This window comes from Pedobacter sp., from assembly GCF_965279535.1.
Taxonomy (GTDB): Bacteria; Bacteroidota; Bacteroidia; order Sphingobacteriales; family Sphingobacteriaceae; genus Pedobacter.
The window spans coordinates 3,144,597-3,159,179 of the sequence record NZ_OZ257244.1 but is presented as its reverse complement, the minus strand read 5'-3'; the positions used below and the strand labels follow the sequence as shown (position 1 = coordinate 3,159,179).

Here is a 14,583-nt window from a genome sequence, read left to right as displayed (position 1 = left end):
ATTTTTGGTAATAAGATTGCAAAGTTAAAACCTTGTTACATAGGCGCTCGGCTTGTAACTGTAAAATTACGCAGATTCAAATCCGTTTTTCTAAGCGGACAATCTTATAAATGATCTTCTGATCGCGATAAATTTCAAAAATCAAGCTCCGATCTGATTTAGATTTGAACATATCTGTGAGTTCATTAAGGGAATAAAGTTCAATCGATTTAAAATTAACCCCTAATATTTCATCATTTGGACATAAACCGGCCTTCTCTGCTGGCGAGTTCTCATCAATTTCCCCAATCATTACCCTTTTAAATTCATTCTGATCTAAATAAACAACCATTCCGATCATATCGTGTTCAAAGGGCACTTTGCTAAAACTATTGGGTTTAAGGTAGATGAATTTTTCACGGTAGTTGAACTGGATATCAAATTTTCTCATCAATTCACCTCCCAAATTTCCGTTCCGGAACTTCAGATCAATCTTTTCAGAAATGGTTTCAAAATCAGGGAAACCGGAAACAACATCTTTGAATTCATACCTGCCCAGACTTAAATGTTTTAGCCTCCCTACATAACCTTTGATTTGTCCACTTAAACTCATCCCGAGGTTCGCTTTTATTCGTTTTTCGGGGATAGGGAAAGCAGATCCATTCAACATCTCCATAGATATGGCATGGCTTGCTCCCGTGTCCATTAATAACCGGGCAGGCACAGTTTCTCCTTCTTTGAGCTCAATTTGTGCAATTATATAAGGTTTTTGATTTTCGATATCAATGGGCATCCTGCTACCTTTATACTTTACCTTTGCATCGAAAACAGAAAATATAATCCTGTTCTGACTGTATTTCACATCAACAATAAAGCTATTAAAGAAATTATAGCCAATTAAGCCATAAATCTTAATTCCCAGGTGGCCGGAGAGGTTAAAAAAATCTTCTTTCAATATGGCTGTGGGCATGTAATCTGCCCTTGCCCGCCCCACCTGTACGTGTATATTCTGAGAAATAAATGCTTCTACTGTTTCCACCCCTAAACCTGAAACCACAATTTTGCGCAACTTGCTAAAATTAAGCGAATCTATGATGCTGGGATCTGTAATAATCATGGGGCCAACACCTGTATCAAGCACAAAATTATAAGGCCCTTTTCCATTTACCATCACTGGTATAACAATCAGGTTTTTAATGTTTCTAAAAGTAAGAGATTGCTTTTGCTGTTTACCGGGCAAATGAAAATCCTGTGTAAAACCAAAGGAGAAATGCAATACTAAAGCGGCGCAAAAAAGCATCTTGCGTAAACAGATTATTACAACACTCGTATACTTGGTCAACATTAAATTAAATTTAATAAATTAGTTGATAATTCTCATCTCTAACACAAAACATGATCTGTACAAAAATGAAGGCCGCCTGCCTGCTCTTGCTTGGCGCATATACAATATTGATAACCGGGTGTTCAACTGATCAACGAATTGCCAAAAAAGTGGGCAAAGAATTTAAGAATTCGCAAGCAATTAAGCAATATCAGGTAGGTTTTGCACTTTACAACATGGATGATAAAAAAATGATTTATCAAAAAGATGCAGACAAATATTTTACTCCCGCCTCTAATACTAAATTGTACACTTTTTATGCCAGTTTAAAGATGCTTCCTGAACGTATGCCTGCATTAAAGTATATCGAAAAAAACGATTCTTTAATTTTTTGGGGAACCGGGGATCCGGCATTTCTTCAGTTCGCCGTTAAAGATCAATCTGCTTATAATTTTCTGTTATCCAGCAACAAGAAGTTATTTTTTGCCCCTGGAAGATACAGCGGAACATTTTTTGGCGATGGCTGGGCCTGGGATGATTACGACTACTATTACCAACCCGAAATTTCTGAAATGCCTATCATGGACAATATGGTAACATCTACTTATGTTAATCCCAATAAGATTAATATCGTACCCAAAGTTTTTGCCCCTTGTTTCAGCGTTGATTCTACTAAAACCACAGGAAATTTTCAGGTTACCAGGGATTTTTTAACGAACAAATTTCATCATCCTGCAGTTGCGGTAAAACCGGGATATAATCAGCAAAACCCTTACAAAACAAGTCCACAAACTACAATAGAAGTGTTGGGAGATACCTTACATAAACCGGTAGGATTAATAGATTTGAAAATTCCGGCAAATGCTAAAACACTTTATGGGGCTAAACGCGATTCGGTTTTAAAGCATATGATGCTACCCAGCGATAATTTTATCGCTGAACACCTCCTTTTAGTATGCTCTAATCAATTGGGAGATACTTTAAGTACCACGAAAGCGATTCAATACATTAACAAACATTACCTTTCTTTCTTACCTGATAAGGTTAAATGGGTAGACGGATCGGGCTTATCCCGTCAAAATTTATTTACACCGAGGGATATGGTATATCTTCTCGATTCCATTTATAAACAGGTTAATGACCCGGTTAAGCTATTTGACATGATGCCTGCAGGTGGTAAATCGGGCACACTCAAAAATGCTTATCCCAAAACAGACAACCCCTTTGTATATGGTAAAACAGGCTCTTTAGGAGGCGTTCATAACCAGAGTGGATTTGTACTCACCAAAAAAGGTAAAACCTATATCTACTCTTTTATGAATAATGGCTTCGTAAAGCCTACAGCAGAAGTAAGGGCGGAAATGGTAAGGGTAATCACCTATATTCACGATAATTTTTAATTGCTCCAAATGAAAGCGCCATTTGATTTCAAGTCAATAGCCCAGCCATTTTCCAATAAAATGCTGCTAAATGGCCACCAATATCTGTATTTTGGCGGCACGGCATATTTGGGCATACCTCAACATCAAAAATTTATCGGCTATTACATCGAAGGCCTTCAGCAATTTGGATTAAATAATGGAACCAGTAGGAATAACAATATCCAGCTGGGAATTTATGACCTTGCGGAGCAGATAGCCGCTGAGAGATTCTGCGCAGAAGCCGCTTTAATTACCTCAAGCGGGTACCTCGCGGCACAATTAACGGTAAAAGCACTCGCCTCTTTTGGTCAAGTTATTTATGCTCCTGCAACCCATCCGGCATTATGGCTTGATGAACCGCCAGGCAGTAAAGGATCCTTTCAGCAATGGGCATCCGAATTAGTCGATATGATCAATACCGCTGAACAAGAAAAGTGGGTACTGATCAGTAACTCCATGAATAATCTTTTCCCTGAGATTTACGATTTTAATTTTTTGCGGCAAATCCGAACGGATAAGCAACTGATTTTGATTGTAGATGATTCTCATGGAATCGGTGTAAATAACCAGGGACTAGGGGCATATACTCAATTACCCAAGCAAAAGAACATCGAAATGGTAGTTGTGGCTTCAATGGCCAAAGCATTAGGGGTAGATGCAGGGCTGGTGCTCGGATCGGGAAAAATCATTGCCGAGCTTAAAAATACCAATATTTTTCCTGGTGCCTCCCCACCCGCAGCGGCGGGATTATATGCCTTTATAAAAGCCAAGGATATTTATGCCGAAGCACTGGAAAAACTTAACCAAAACATTAGCCTGTTAAGCAAGGGTTTAGACTCGAGCTGGGAATATATTCCTGGCTTCCCGGCGTTTTTAACGCATAAACCTAAAGCTGGCGAAGCATTATTAGATCAACACATTTTGATCTCTTCTTTTCCTTATCCCGATAAAAATAGCCAACCTATAAACAGAATTGTACTCAGCAGCTGGCATGATCCTACAGACATTGAAAAATTAATTTCTGCAGTGAAGGATTTCTAAAATTCATACCCTTCTTCCCAAATATTCAGCGCTGATTGTTTTAACAAACCATTGAAAAGTTAAGCCAGCGATGTTTCTTATTTCCTTTAACTCAATGGTAAAATATTTGCAAGCTCAGCGCAGAAGTAATATTCTTAGCGTTTACCATATTTTTTTTGAATATTTATACCATGAAAAAACTGATCTTATTCTTAAGCATAACGTTTCTCTTTACACAAATAACTTTGGCTCAAACCACCGAAATCTGGATTGTTCGCCATGCAGAAAAAGATAAAACCAATCCTGAAGATAAAGACCCTAACCTATCTGATGAAGGCAGAATAAGAGCAGGCGACCTGGCTACCTACCTTAAAAAGGTTAAATTTGATGTTGCTTTTGCAACGCCAACCAAAAGAACACACCAAACATTAGACTCATTGATCATCCCGAAAGTGGTAGATTACAAAGATATTCCATCTTTGGTTGAGCAAATAAAAACCAACTATGTGGGTAAAACAGTAATGATTGCAGGTCACTCCAACACCGTATTGGAAATAATAGCCGCTTTTGGCGCAAAAAAACCTAAGGAGGAGTTAACCGACGATGATTATGACTATATCTTTCATTTAACGGTAAAAGGCGATAAAGGAAAGGTAAAAATGGATCAATACGGCAGGCCACATCACCTATAGCCTTTCGAAAGGAATATCCATAAGGTTATATTGTTGCCAACCCGTAAAATCGTAGTGCCACCATTCATTATCCAGCACTTTTAAATGATATTTTCCCATAACGGCAATCAGATAATCCCGATTTTTTTTGGCTTCGGCTGAAACCGCCTCATACTTTGCAGCAGCGGCGGAAGAAAAGCTATCGTAAGGGGTTGGCATCTCCAATTCTTTACCCGTTTTAAGGTCAATTAGCGTTAAATCGATAGCGCATCCCCGATTATGTTTAGAACCCTTTGCCGGGTTTGCAACAAAGTTTTTATCACTTGCTTTTTGGTAAAACGCAACAGTAATGGTATATGGACGATAGCCGTCGAAGATTTTAAGTCCATAACCCTTTTTAGCCAGCTCCTTTTGGATCTTTTTCAGGGATTCTACCACAGGTTTACGCGCAAATGCCCGGGCCTGTTTGTACATAACCTGTTGCATAAAATTGTTCCTTGTAGCGTAACGAATATCCAGTTTTATGGAAGGAATTGCTTTTTTAATCTCCACCAATTCATTATTTGGATTAGCTTTTACAGAAGCCACGTACTGTTTGTATGAATTTACAACCACCAGCTTGGGAGTTGCCTTGATTTGTTCTTGAGCAAATGATGTGCAACCTGTAAAAACCAGCGATAAAAAAATCAGATATCTCATATCAGCAATACTATTGATTCGAAAGTACCAACAACTCCAGATCTTTGAACGGCAGATTAAACATATCAGATAAATCCTTATTGGTTACATTGCCCTGAAAGATGTATAAAGCTTCGCGAATGCCAGGATTATTCCAAATCATATTGGTCAAACCTCCATATTCACCAATGTCGATTAAAATAGGTGCAAATATATTTGTTAAAGCATAAGATGCTGTTCGTGGAACCCTGGATGCGATATTTGGCACACAATAGTGAATCACATCATATTTTCTAAAAACCGGATTGGTATGGTTGGTTACTTCTGAAGTTTCAAAGCATCCGCCCTGGTCTATACTCACATCAATAACAACGGAATGTGGTTTCATTTTAGCCACTGTTTCCTCCATTACAATACAAGGGCTTCTTCCGTGACTGGCCCTGATAGCGCCAATAACCACATCGCAGGTAACAATGGCTTTGTTTAAAACAATGGGCTGCATTACTGAAGTAAAAACCCTGCTGCTGCCCAGGTTATTTTGTAAACGCCTTAACCGATAAATCGAGCTATCAAAAACCTTTACTTCTGCTCCCAAAGCCAATGCAGTTCTTGCGGCATACTCTCCTACAGTTCCTGCACCTAAAATAACGATTTCTGTTGGAGGTACCCCTGTAAAACCACCCAGCATTAGGCCCTTTCCTCCGGTTACGTTACTCAAATATTCGGCTGCAATCAATATAGAGGTAGAACCTACAATTTCGCTCATGGCCCGCACCACACTTAGCACATTGCCTTCATCGCGCAGTCGCTCAAAACACAAGGCATTAATCTTTTTATGCATAAGTGCCTTAAGGTATTCTTGCTTAAGCGTTCCGGTTTGTAAAGATGAAATTAAGGTTTGACCTTTATGCATCAATTCAATTTCTTCTAAAGTGGGTGGCGCAATTTTCACCAGGATATCAGAAGCAAAAACTTCCTTTTTATCATAAGCAATTTTTGCCCCTTGCTCTGCATATTCTGAATCGGAAAAGTTGGCAGCGGTACCTGCACCACTCTCTAAAACTACCTTATGGCCATTGTTAACCAAAAGTGCAACAGAAAGCGGGGTTAGTGCAATCCGGTTCTCTTGAAAAGAAATTTCTTTAGGGATTCCAATGTTCAAGCTGTTCTTCCGGTTTCGGGTTTCGAGCATGGCTTCCTGTGTTTGCAGTAAACCCTGACGAGCTATGTCGGCCATTCCTTCGCGTAATCCTGTAGCCATGTTTTAGTATAATGTCTTTAGTTTTAGGTTGTTCAAGATACGAAAAATCTGTTAAAATACTGGTAATTAAATCCTAGGCCTTTGAAAATTTAAATACCCTCCGGCTTTCACCTGTCGCCTTAATCTCTACTTTGACATAATCCGCTGGCAAGAGTTCTTCTACTCTTTCTGGCCATTCAATTAAGCAAATCCCGCCCCCGTAAAAGTATTCTTCATAGCCTAAATCATAAGCTTCACGAATATCTTTAATGCGGTAAAAGTCAAAGTGAAAAATATCTCCCCGTTCACTCGGGTACTCATTTACGATAGAATATGTTGGGCTCGAAACCACTTCATTTACACCCAATGCCTGGCAAAAAGCTTTTATGAAAGTTGTTTTGCCAGCACCCATATGGCCTTCAAAAATGAAGATCTTTTGATCCCCTGCAAAATCAATTAATTTTTGCGCAGCGCCTAGTAAATCTGAAAGGCTATTTACTTGTATTTCCATTTTAAAACAATAAAGGCAAAAGTAATACATAAAATGCATTGCTTTTGCCCTAATTTCAGGAGTTCCTTACCGCATTCAATTCAGCTCCATCCTCTCACTCAATCATTGAATCATTCAACAATTAACTTACCTTGGCGAATAAGTGACCACCGGAATAATCATCTCTTCCAGTGAAATCCCTCCATGTTGGAAAGTCTCATTGTAATAGTTAACAAACTGATTGTAGTTATTCGGATAAACAAAATAGCTATCCTCCCGGGCAAAAATATAACTGCTGCTGATATTTACTTTAGGCAATAAAGCATCGTGCGGGTTTTTAATCAGGAAAACCTCTTTGGCATTAAAATTCAGGTTTCTGCCCTGTTTGTATCTTAAATTGGTATTGGTGCTTCTATCACCTATCACTTTCACTGGTTTTTTTACCCGAATGGTACCGTGATCAGTGGTAATAATCACTTTAACCTGTTTTTGGGAAATCTTTTTCAGCAAGTCGAACAGCGGGGAGTGCTCAAACCACGAAAGTGTTAACGAACGGTACGCTGCATCATCATTGGCCAACTCACGAATCATTTGCATATCGGTTCTGGCATGGCTAAGCATATCAACAAAGTTGAAAACAATGGCATTAAAATCGTTCGTTAAAAGATTGTTGGTTTGATCAACCAAATCCTTTCCTTGTTCGAAAGTTAAAATTTTATTGTAACTGAATTTACAATCTTTACGCAGGCTCCTTTTAATCTGATCGGCTAAAAATGCTTCTTCATGCAGGTTTTTACCGCCTTCATCATCATCATTTTGCCACAACTGCGGGAAACGTTTTTCCATATCAAGCGGCATTAGCCCCGAAAAGATAGCATTACGCGCATACTGTGTTGCCGTTGGCAAAATACTGGTATACATATCTTCCTCATCAATGCGGAAAAACTCTGTAATTAAAGGGTTAATGATCTTCCACTGATCATAACGAAGATTATCGATCAGGATGAAAAACACTGGAGTAGTATCATTGATGTGCGGAAAAACCTTCTTTTTCATCAATTCGTTAGAAAGTAAAGGGGCTTTATCCTTTTCTTTAATCCATCCCAGGTAATGCTCTTCTATAAATTTAGAAAACTGGGTATTTGCTTCCTGCTTTTGCATGGTCAAAATCTCATGCATCTGTGGGTCATCAAGCTTTTCGAGCTCAAGCTCCCAGAAAACGATTTTTTTATATACCTCAACCCATTCTTCATAATTTAAACGATCACTCAGGGTCATCCCCAGTCGTCTGAAATCCTGCTGATAAGCCATAGAAGTCTTCTCACTTACCAGTCGCTTATTGTCTATAAGTTTCTTAATGGTTAAAAGTACCTGCTTAGGGTTAACAGGCTTAATGAGATAATCATCAATCTTACTGCCGATGGCATCTTCCATTAAATTTTCTTCCTCACTCTTGGTAATTAAAACCACAGGTACATCCGGATTCAGGTTTTTAATTGCTGAAAGCGTTTCAATACCACTCATTCCAGGCATATTTTCATCCAAAAAAACCAGATCAAAATGTGCTTTACCAAACGCCTCTAACGCATCATTCCCATTAGTGTAGGTATCAACGCTATATCCTTTATCATTTAATAATAATATATGAGGTTTTAATAGGTCGATTTCGTCATCGGCCCACAATATCTTGGTTTCTTGCATGTTTATGTAAAAATAGGGTGTACTGCCTTTATTTTTGGGCAGGTGAATTAAACTATAAATAAAAATAGCAATTTTTGTACCGTATCTGGCTATTTAACTATTTTTAACGATTGAACAAGAAGAAAATCATAAACGACCCTGTATATGGGTTTATCAGTATTCCGTCTGCATTGGTTTACGATGTGATATCGCATCCGTATTTTCAGCGTCTGCGTTACATTAAGCAGCTTGGAATGACCCATCTGGTATATCCCGGAGCTTTACATACGCGTTTTCATCACGCTTTAGGCGCCATGCACCTGATGGGACTTGCAGTAGAAATTTTGCGCAGCAAAGGACATCATATTACCGAAGGCGAAGAAGAAGCTGCCATATTAGCCATTTTGCTCCACGATATAGGACACGGGCCTTTTTCTCATGCTTTAGAGCACTCATTGGTTACGGGTATTCGCCATGAAGATATTTCGATGAAACTCATGCAAGAACTCAATGATCATTTTGAGGGAAAACTAACCCATGCCATCGAGATTTTCAATGGTACCTACCCTAAAAAATTCCTTCACCAGTTGATTTCTGGTCAGCTCGATCTGGACAGAATGGACTACCTCAACAGGGATAGCTTTTTTACGGGGGTGAGTGAAGGGGTAATCAGTTTCGATAGAATTATCAAAATGTTCAATGTGTTTGATGATGATCTGGTGATCGAAGAAAAGGGTATCTATTCTATTGAAAAATTTTTAATCGCCCGAAGGCTGATGTATTGGCAGGTTTATTTACATAAAACGGTTATTGCCGGAGAAATGATCCTGGTAAAACTACTGGAAAGGGCAAAAGATTTATCGGCCAGGGGCGAAGATTTATTTGCTGCTCCATCATTAAATCATTTTCTGAAGCACAACATTAACGAAAAGAACTTTTTTAGCCAGCAGGAAAATTTAACTCATTTTACCAATCTCGATGACCAGGATATTTACGCCGCAGTAAAAGTGTGGGTACAACATCCTGATAAAATCCTTTCTACCCTCTGCAAAATGCTTACTTCACGCAATCTGTATAAAGTAGAAATGAGTAACCAAAGAACGGATGAAGATAGAATTGCTTTTTTAAAAGCTGCAGTTGTAGATTTGTTAGATATCACCGACGAGGAAGCTAAATACTTTGTTTTTGCCGATTCCATACAGAACAGGGCCTACAACGCAGGCGTAGGTAATATCAAAATATTGATGAAAAATAACGATATTGTAGATATTGCCAAGGCTTCAGATTTATCCAATCTGGAATCGTTGCAGAAAACCGTAGAAAAATATATTCTATGCTACCCCAGAGGGATTTAAGCTTTTTTAACAAAATAATTGACTTTCAAGCCCGTTGTAAGTCTTATTATTGCAGCACACACATTAAATAACCTTTGTAGGTTTTTTTGTTCATATCAATTTAACATATACCTTTGTACGATGCAATTTACTGCCAAGCAGATAAGCGAGTTTTTAAACGGTACCATTGATGGTGACCCTGATGTTGCTGTTACAGAACTTTCTAAGATAGAAGATGGGAAAAAGGGTTCATTATCCTTTCTGTCGAACCCTAAATATGAAAACTTTTTGTATTCTACTCAGGCTTCGGCTGTTATTGTATCTCAAGATTTTGCCCCAACACAAAAATACACCAGCACATTAATTCGTGTTGAAAACCCCTACAGTGCGTTTACCATTCTCTTAGATAAATATAACGAAGCGGTAAATGCCCAGGATAGCCAATCCGGCATAGATAAACAGGCTTATGTTCATCCAACGGCTCTAATTGGTAAAAATGTATTTATTGATGCCTTTGCCTATGTAGCAGAAAATGTAATTGTTGGCGACAATAGTAAAATCAACACGCAAACCTATATCGGTGCAAACAGTAAAATTGGTGAAAACTGTGTGTTTTTTCCAGGGGTAAAAATTTACCACAATTCGCAAATTGGCGATCGGGTAATTATTCATGCCAACACTGTAATTGGCAGCGATGGTTTTGGCTTTGCCCCACAAAAGGATGGCACATACAATAAAATCCCTCAAATTGGCAACGTAATCATTGAAGATGATGTAGAAATTGGTGCCAATACCACTATCGATCGGGCGACAATGGGGTCCAGCATCATCAAAAAAGGTGTAAAAATGGACAACCTCATTCAGGTGGCTCATAATGTCGAAATTGGCGAAAACACGGTTTTAGCCGCTCAATCTGGCATCTCCGGAAGCACCAAAATCGGCCCGAACAGCGTTATTGGCGGACAGGTAGGAATAGCTGGTCATTTAAGTCTGGCTAAAGGAACCCAAATTGGTGCCCAGGCCGGGATTAATTTCAATATTACAGAAGAAGACAAACAATGGCATGGCAGCCCCGCTCAGCCTTTACGCAACTGGATGCGTGCTTCGGTTATTTTTAAGCACCTTCCCGATGTAGAAAAAAGAATAAATGCACTCGAACAAGAATTGAAAAGGCTCACAGCTGAACTGGAAAAGAATACATTACACAATGAACGTTAGACAAAAAACGATTAAAAGAGAAATCTCTGCATCTGGAGTAGGTTTACACACGGGTGCAAATGTTACCCTTACCTTTTGCCCCGCACCAGAAAATCATGGCTTCAAATTTCAACGTACAGATTTAGATGGTCAGCCGATTATTGATGCTGATGCAGACAATGTTACCGATACTTCCAGAGGGACTACCATTACCCAAAATGGCGCCAGCGTAAGTACGGTTGAGCACGTTATGGCTTCTTTGATCGGTATGGATCTTGACAACGTTTTGATAAAATTGGATGGACCCGAAACCCCTATTATGGATGGGAGCTCAATCCAGTTCATAGATCTGTTAGAAGAAGCAGGTGCTGAAGAGCAAAATGCAGATCGGGAGTATTTCACTATTCCTCATAACATCACTTATACCGAAGCAGATAGAAAAGTAGAGATTGTTGCCATGCCTTTGGACGACTATCGTTTTACCTGCATGATTGATTATAACTCACCGGTATTAGGAAGCCAGCACGCTGGCATTAATACCATAGCAGAGTTTAAAAAAGAGATTGCCTCTTGCCGTACCTTCTGCTTTTTACACGAATTAGAATATCAGTTATCACATAACCTGATTAAAGGTGGCGATCTGAATAATGCAATTGTAATTGTTGATAAAGAAGTAACTAAAGATGAGCTGAACCACCTGGCCAAGCTTTTCAACCGTAAAGATATTGATGTTGCTCCTCAGGGAATCCTGAACAACATGGAGTTACGCTACCAAAACGAACCTGCCCGCCATAAACTATTGGATATGATTGGCGATTTGGCTTTGGTTGGTATGCACTTAAAAGGACACATTATGGCCGCACGTCCTGGTCACGCAGCTAACGTAGCTTTTGCTAAAAAAATCAAAGCTGCCATCAAAAAAGAAAAAAATAAGAAAGTGCAAAAGGTATACGACCCAAGTGCAAAACCAATTATGGATGTCGTGCAAATTATGGATATTTTACCCCATCGTCAGCCCTTCCTTTTTGTAGATAAAATCCTAGAACTATCTAAAAACCACGTGGTTGGCGTTAAAAACGTAACCATGAATGAGGAGTTTTTCAAAGGTCATTTCCCCGGTGCGCCGGTTTTTCCTGGTGTGATTCAAATTGAAGCCATGGCTCAGGTGGGGGGAATTTTGGTACTTTGTACGGTTCCGGATCCACAAAACTATTTAACCTATTTCTTAAAAATAGATAACGTACGCTTTAGGGCCCAGGTTTTACCGGGCGATACCATTGTTTTCCGCTGCGACCTGCTCGAGCCTATCAGAAGGGGAATTGCTCAAATGAAAGGCGTTGGAATGGTTGGCGAAAAAATTGTCGTAGAAGCCGAAATGATGGCACAAATCTCTAAAGTTAAACAACCAGAAACCGCTCAATAATGATACAACCATTAGCATATATACATCCACAGGCAAAAATTGCAGAAAATGTGGTCATCGAACCTTTTGTAGTAATCCACAAAGATGTAGTAATTGGTGAGGGAACATGGATCGGATCCAATGTAACCATCATGGATGGCGCAAGAATTGGCAAAAATTGCCGGATCTTTCCAGGAGCGGTAATCTCTGGAGAACCTCAGGATCTTAAATTTGCCGGAGAAGTTACCACTGCCGAAATTGGCGACAACACTACTATCCGCGAGTGTGTAACCATTAACCGGGGCACAAAAGATAAATGGAAAACCGTTATTGGAAGCAACTGCTTAATTCAGGCTTATTCGCACATCGCTCATGATTGTGAAGTAGGTAATAACTGTATTTTCTCTAACAGTACTACTTTGGCGGGCCACATCACCATTGGAAACAATGTGGTTTTAGCCGGTTTAGTAGCCATTCATCAATTTGTTAAAGTGGGTTCTTATGCTTTCGTAACTGGTGGTTCACTGGTTCGTAAAGACGTGCCTCCTTATGTTAAAGCCGCCCGCGAGCCCCTTTCTTATGCCGGAATCAATTCAGTTGGCTTACGCAGAAGAGGGTTTACAAACGAACAAATCGACGAGATTCAGGAAATTTACCGTGTACTCTTCGTAAAGCATAATAATGTAACTAAAGCACTTGACATGATCGAGGCCGAATTTAAACCAACGGAAATCCGTGATGAAATTGTAGATTTCATCCGCAACTCTAACCGCGGGGTAATGAAAGGCTTCGGAATGGGTAGCTAAGCTTACCCATGGTATAAATCATTCCATAACATGAGTACCCTAAGGCTGATCAGAACCCATTCAGACAATACCGATTTTAGAACATTGGTGGCTCTGTTGGATAAAGATTTAGCCATTAGAGATGGTGATGACCACACTTTTTATGCACAATTTAACAAAGTTGATGCTATTAAAGAAGTGGTTGTTGCCTACCTGCATGATATCCCGGTTGGATGCGGCGCCATAAAACCCTTTGCAGATCAAACTGTTGAAGTGAAAAGAATGTTCGTTCATCCCGACTACAGAAAGCAAGGCATTGCCGCACAGATACTCGGCGAACTGGAAACCTGGGCAAAGGCATTGGACCATACGCAATGCGTACTCGAAACGGGCAAAAAACAGCCAGAAGCCATCGCACTATATCAAAAAACAGGCTATCAGATTACGCCTAATTACGGGCAATACATCGGCGTTGAAAATAGTGTATGCATGTCAAAAGAATTAATTAAGAGCAGATAAGCACATGAGGATTAATTTAGCGGATGTTGGCAGGCGTTTTAATAAAGAATGGATTTTCAGAAACATCAGTACCGAGTTTGTTTCCGGAAATAGCTATGCGGTATTAGGGCCAAATGGCTCAGGTAAATCTACCTTACTCAGTATCCTAACAGGCAGCCTCAGCCCTTCAGAAGGGAACATAATTTTTTTTGAGGATAGAGAAATCCCGGTTGAAGATATCTATAAATATATTAGCCTGGCGGCACCATATCTCGAGCTCGTAGAAACCTTTACCCTCAGAGAGATTATCGACTTTCATTTTAAATTTAAACCCTTTGCAACAGGTGTAGATGCCAAAACGTTAATTTCGATATTAGGTTTGGAGAAATCGGCCAATAAGGAAATTAAGTACTTTTCTTCGGGGATGAAACAGCGAACGAAGCTTGCTTTGGCCTGCTGCGCCAATACACCAATCTTATTTTTAGACGAACCAACCAGCAATTTAGACGTTCAAGGGATTGATTGGTACCATGAATTGATCAAGAAATTTGCTAAAAATAAGCTAACCATAATTGGTTCAAATCAAATACACGAATATGACTTTTGCAACAATCAACTTCAAATAGCTGATTACAAATAAGTTACAACAATACAAAAAGGCAAAACTCCGAACCCTTTGTCATCTTAATGTATTAAAAATATTTTTTTAAATATTTATTTCCAGTTTCAATTATTCTTCTTACCTTTGCGGCACGAAAAAGGGGAACAAAAATTATTACTTTCTCTTTAAAGATTGATTAAAACTCTACTGCGGTAGATACAATATATACACCTGAAAAGGTAAAAGATTTTTTTCATAGTTTA

14 protein-coding genes are annotated in these 14,583 nt (G+C 39.2%); 9 read left to right on the top strand and 5 right to left on the bottom strand.

The features are described from left to right. Positions 1–76 precede the first annotated feature (76 nt). Positions 77–1,279 (bottom strand): aspartyl protease family protein, encoded by a 1,203-nt coding sequence (locus ACQY77_RS12765; protein WP_421941762.1) that lies wholly within the window; start codon positions 1,277–1,279, stop codon positions 77–79. A gap of 95 nt (positions 1,280–1,374) precedes the next feature. Between ACQY77_RS12765 and ACQY77_RS12760 the strand changes: the two genes are divergently transcribed. The 3 genes from ACQY77_RS12760 (at position 1,375) to ACQY77_RS12750 (ending at position 4,436) form a co-directional block, all read left to right on the top strand. Further along, positions 1,375–2,703, top strand: coding sequence for a D-alanyl-D-alanine carboxypeptidase (locus tag ACQY77_RS12760; RefSeq protein WP_421941763.1), 1,329 nt, complete (start codon positions 1,375–1,377; stop codon positions 2,701–2,703). Between the two features lie 9 nt (positions 2,704–2,712). Further along, positions 2,713–3,765, top strand: coding sequence for an aminotransferase class I/II-fold pyridoxal phosphate-dependent enzyme (locus ACQY77_RS12755; RefSeq protein WP_421941764.1), 1,053 nt, complete (start codon positions 2,713–2,715; stop codon positions 3,763–3,765). A gap of 170 nt (positions 3,766–3,935) precedes the next feature. Continuing rightward, entirely contained in the window at positions 3,936–4,436 is a 501-nt protein-coding gene (locus ACQY77_RS12750; RefSeq protein ID WP_421941765.1) for a phosphoglycerate mutase family protein, read from the top strand. Here ACQY77_RS12750 and ACQY77_RS12745 read toward each other — a convergent pair. The 4 genes from ACQY77_RS12745 to ACQY77_RS12730 all read right to left on the bottom strand — a co-directional run bounded on the left by ACQY77_RS12745 (position 4,431) and on the right by ACQY77_RS12730 (position 8,524). After that, complete coding sequence (locus tag ACQY77_RS12745) at positions 4,431–5,114, bottom strand: M15 family metallopeptidase (protein ID WP_421941766.1); 684 nt, start codon at positions 5,112–5,114, stop codon at positions 4,431–4,433. The two genes, ACQY77_RS12750 and ACQY77_RS12745, sit on opposite strands and share 6 nt — an antisense overlap. A 10-nt stretch (positions 5,115–5,124) precedes the next feature. Further along, the gene (locus ACQY77_RS12740; RefSeq protein WP_421941767.1) at positions 5,125–6,354 is read right to left on the bottom strand and encodes an alanine dehydrogenase; all 1,230 of its coding nucleotides are present in this window, start codon (positions 6,352–6,354) and stop codon (positions 5,125–5,127) included. A gap of 73 nt (positions 6,355–6,427) precedes the next feature. Further along, positions 6,428–6,844 carry a tRNA (adenosine(37)-N6)-threonylcarbamoyltransferase complex ATPase subunit type 1 TsaE gene (gene tsaE, locus ACQY77_RS12735; RefSeq protein WP_421941768.1) on the bottom strand — a complete coding sequence of 139 codons (417 nt, stop codon included), beginning with the start codon at positions 6,842–6,844 and terminating at the stop codon, positions 6,428–6,430. A 126-nt stretch (positions 6,845–6,970) separates the two neighbouring features. Then, the gene (locus tag ACQY77_RS12730) at positions 6,971–8,524 is read right to left on the bottom strand and encodes a PglZ domain-containing protein (protein ID WP_421941769.1); all 1,554 of its coding nucleotides are present in this window, start codon (positions 8,522–8,524) and stop codon (positions 6,971–6,973) included. 110 nt (positions 8,525–8,634) lie between these two features. Here ACQY77_RS12730 and ACQY77_RS12725 point away from each other — a divergent pair, with 110 nt between their 5' ends. The 6 genes from ACQY77_RS12725 to ACQY77_RS12700 all read left to right on the top strand — a co-directional run bounded on the left by ACQY77_RS12725 (position 8,635) and on the right by ACQY77_RS12700 (position 14,359). Then, positions 8,635–9,858 (top strand): HD domain-containing protein, encoded by a 1,224-nt coding sequence (locus ACQY77_RS12725; RefSeq protein ID WP_421941770.1) that lies wholly within the window; start codon positions 8,635–8,637, stop codon positions 9,856–9,858. Positions 9,859–9,978: 120 nt separating this feature from the next. Beyond that, positions 9,979–11,055: a UDP-3-O-(3-hydroxymyristoyl)glucosamine N-acyltransferase gene (gene lpxD, locus ACQY77_RS12720; RefSeq protein WP_421941771.1), complete on the top strand. Its 1,077-nt coding sequence runs from the start codon at positions 9,979–9,981 to the stop codon at positions 11,053–11,055. Beyond that, complete coding sequence (locus ACQY77_RS12715) at positions 11,045–12,457, top strand: bifunctional UDP-3-O-[3-hydroxymyristoyl] N-acetylglucosamine deacetylase/3-hydroxyacyl-ACP dehydratase (protein WP_421941772.1); 1,413 nt, start codon at positions 11,045–11,047, stop codon at positions 12,455–12,457. The genes lpxD and ACQY77_RS12715 overlap by 11 nt, the downstream gene beginning before the upstream one ends. After that, positions 12,457–13,242: an acyl-ACP--UDP-N-acetylglucosamine O-acyltransferase gene (lpxA, locus tag ACQY77_RS12710; RefSeq protein ID WP_010599175.1), complete on the top strand. Its 786-nt coding sequence runs from the start codon at positions 12,457–12,459 to the stop codon at positions 13,240–13,242. Before ACQY77_RS12715 ends, lpxA begins: the two co-directional genes overlap by 1 nt. Positions 13,243–13,272: 30 nt before the next feature. Next, entirely contained in the window at positions 13,273–13,740 is a 468-nt protein-coding gene (locus ACQY77_RS12705; protein ID WP_421941773.1) for a GNAT family N-acetyltransferase, read from the top strand. Between the two features lie 4 nt (positions 13,741–13,744). Then, positions 13,745–14,359 carry an ABC transporter ATP-binding protein gene (locus ACQY77_RS12700; protein WP_421941774.1) on the top strand — a complete coding sequence of 205 codons (615 nt, stop codon included), beginning with the start codon at positions 13,745–13,747 and terminating at the stop codon, positions 14,357–14,359. The last annotated feature ends 224 nt before the right edge of the window (positions 14,360–14,583 follow it).

What these genes read in the sequence shown, in the direction of transcription:
- ACQY77_RS12765 (WP_421941762.1), bottom strand. Translation starts at nt 1,279, where the DNA reads ATGCTTTTTTGCGCCGCTTTAGTATTGCATTTCTCCTTTGGTTTTACA.
- ACQY77_RS12760 (WP_421941763.1), top strand. Translation starts at nt 1,375, where the DNA reads ATGATCTGTACAAAAATGAAGGCCGCCTGCCTGCTCTTGCTTGGCGCA.
- ACQY77_RS12755 (WP_421941764.1), top strand. Translation starts at nt 2,713, where the DNA reads ATGAAAGCGCCATTTGATTTCAAGTCAATAGCCCAGCCATTTTCCAAT.
- ACQY77_RS12750 (WP_421941765.1), top strand. Translation starts at nt 3,936, where the DNA reads ATGAAAAAACTGATCTTATTCTTAAGCATAACGTTTCTCTTTACACAA.
- ACQY77_RS12745 (WP_421941766.1), bottom strand. Translation starts at nt 5,114, where the DNA reads ATGAGATATCTGATTTTTTTATCGCTGGTTTTTACAGGTTGCACATCA.
- ACQY77_RS12740 (WP_421941767.1), bottom strand. Translation starts at nt 6,354, where the DNA reads ATGGCTACAGGATTACGCGAAGGAATGGCCGACATAGCTCGTCAGGGT.
- tsaE (WP_421941768.1), bottom strand. Translation starts at nt 6,844, where the DNA reads ATGGAAATACAAGTAAATAGCCTTTCAGATTTACTAGGCGCTGCGCAA.
- ACQY77_RS12730 (WP_421941769.1), bottom strand. Translation starts at nt 8,524, where the DNA reads ATGCAAGAAACCAAGATATTGTGGGCCGATGACGAAATCGACCTATTA.
- lpxD (WP_421941771.1), top strand. Translation starts at nt 9,979, where the DNA reads ATGCAATTTACTGCCAAGCAGATAAGCGAGTTTTTAAACGGTACCATT.
- ACQY77_RS12715 (WP_421941772.1), top strand. Translation starts at nt 11,045, where the DNA reads ATGAACGTTAGACAAAAAACGATTAAAAGAGAAATCTCTGCATCTGGA.
- lpxA (WP_010599175.1), top strand. Translation starts at nt 12,457, where the DNA reads ATGATACAACCATTAGCATATATACATCCACAGGCAAAAATTGCAGAA.
- ACQY77_RS12705 (WP_421941773.1), top strand. Translation starts at nt 13,273, where the DNA reads ATGAGTACCCTAAGGCTGATCAGAACCCATTCAGACAATACCGATTTT.
- ACQY77_RS12700 (WP_421941774.1), top strand. Translation starts at nt 13,745, where the DNA reads ATGAGGATTAATTTAGCGGATGTTGGCAGGCGTTTTAATAAAGAATGG.